Genomic DNA, 2215 nt, shown 5'->3' on the forward strand with positions numbered 1-2215 from the left:
CGTTAATGCAAATGGCAACTCTCTACGGATGAATCTATTAATAGATGTTGTATAAAAGAAGTTACCACTAAAGAACTCTTTCGGTGCATCATTCATAATGACTTTCCCGTCAAATAACATCATACATTGATCAACGTATTTCGCTGCAAACTCAATATCGTGCGTTGCCGTTACAATTGTTGTACCTTCTTTTTGCAACTGTTTAAATAGCTCTCCTACTCTTTCCTTTTTCCATGGATCTAGTCCCTTTGTCGGCTCATCCAGTAATAATAACGTTGGCTTTGACAATAACGTTGTACATAATGCAAGTAGTTGCTGCTCTCCACCGCTACAATCATGTGGATGGCGCTCTTTAAGTGAATCTAACCAGAACTTTTTCAACATTTCTTCTGCTATTACTTTTCCCTCTTCGCCATATAATTCATTAGCACGCTCATAAACCTCTTCCCATACTGTATCAAATGTAAAATGATAGTACGGATGTTGCGATACGTACCCTATACTTTTAAATCGTTCTTTCGAATCAATTTTATGTATCACTTTTCCATTCCACTTTACCTTACCTCTTCTAGCTTTTTGCAATCCTGCTAAAATCGTTAACAGTGTAGACTTCCCAGTTCCGTTTTTCCCAACTAGAGCTGTCCATTTTCCCTTTTCGATGTTCACTGTTAAATCTCGTAAAATAAGTGGACTATTTTTTTCATATTGAAAAGATATATGTTCTGCACTTAAAATTACTTCTTGCTTTTCACATTGTTCTACTTGCCCATTCCTATATGATATCGCTGAAAAATCATTCATTTTCATTTGCGCTTCTCGCACTGTAAATGGAATCTCTTTCACATTCCACTCTAAAAACAATCTTGGAATTTGCGGAATGAATGGACGGAACTTTTCTACTTCCCACATGTTCGCTATAACCGTTTTAGGGCTACCATCATAAACGATTCGGCCCTTATCCATACAAACGACACGAGTCGCTAGCGACATCACCTCATCTAAACGATGTTCACTTAAAATAATCGTAATTCCAAGTTCTTCATTAATACGCTTTAACAATCCTAAAAACTCTTTCGCTGCAATCGGATCTAGTTGCGCTGTCGGTTCATCCAGTAATAGTAACTTCGGCTGCATGACTAATACCGCCGCTAAATTTACTAGTTGTTTTTGACCACCAGATAAAGTATGAACAGATTGATGTAACAAATCTTGAAATCCTAAAAAGCTAATGAGTTCCGCTATTCTTTGTTGAATAATATGTGATGGTAGCCCGATATTTTCTAAAGAGAATGCTAATTCTTGAATAACTGTATCCATTACGAGCTGATTTTCTGGATTTTGAAATACCATACCAATTTCTTGTGCAGATAATAAATCAGGTACTTCTTCTAATAAAGCACCACCATAATATGTATGTCCAGAACGCGTGCCAATTGGAAGTAACTCCTTTTTGAAATGCTTTAATAAAGTTGTCTTCCCAGAACCTGAACCACCAGCAAGTACTATAAATTCTCCTTTTTGAACAGAAAGAGAAATATGCTGTAACGCTTCTTCATTTTCATCAGCATATATAAATGATAAATTCTTTATTTCTGCATGCGCCACCATATCCATTCCCTTCCTTCCATTACAATAGGTAAACTAATAAACATCATAAATAGGAAAAACATCATTCCATCGTATTGCTGGAACAGTATTGATTCCACTTTCGGATAAATGATTAACTTTCCTCCGCCGTAATAACTAAATATGAATGAGGCTATAAATAGAATACTTAAATAACTTAGCGTGTACCAATCGCGTCTTTCCATTCTATATCGAATATAAGTCGTACGTTTCGTTACACCAAATCCGCGAGCTTGCATAGAATCTGCTGTTTGTAGTGCATCTTCTAACGAACAAACTAATAACACTTGCAGTAACTTCATCCCATTTCTTATACGCTCAATGAGTGAACCTGAATCTAATTGTACACCTTTCGTTTTTTGGACGAGTGTAATTTTCTTTAACCGCCTAATAAACAAAGGAACAAATCGCACTGTAATCATCGTTAACAATGCAACTTTCGGTGAAATTCTTGAAAACAAATATAAAAATTTATGACTCGAAATAATATCGTTATAAGAAGCAAACGTAAACATAATCGTAACTAATAATAGCCCCATAACAAGCCCAAACATAACTGCCTCAAGCTTAATCCGGCTATCTCCTAACC

Annotated in this window: 2 protein-coding genes; both read right to left on the reverse strand. The window is 35.9% G+C overall.

Going from position 1 to position 2215, the window contains the following annotated elements:
* Positions 1 to 1614: ABC transporter ATP-binding protein (locus tag AC1DTM_RS23520; protein WP_477001016.1), on the reverse strand; the 1614-nt coding region annotated here is incomplete at its 3' end.
* Positions 1587 to 2215, reverse strand: a 629-nt coding sequence (locus AC1DTM_RS23525) for an energy-coupling factor transporter transmembrane component T (protein ID WP_477001017.1), incomplete at its 5' end; no start/stop codon positions are given. The genes AC1DTM_RS23525 and AC1DTM_RS23520, both read right to left, overlap by 28 nt.

Source organism: Bacillus sp. P4_D3 (genome assembly GCF_056401855.1).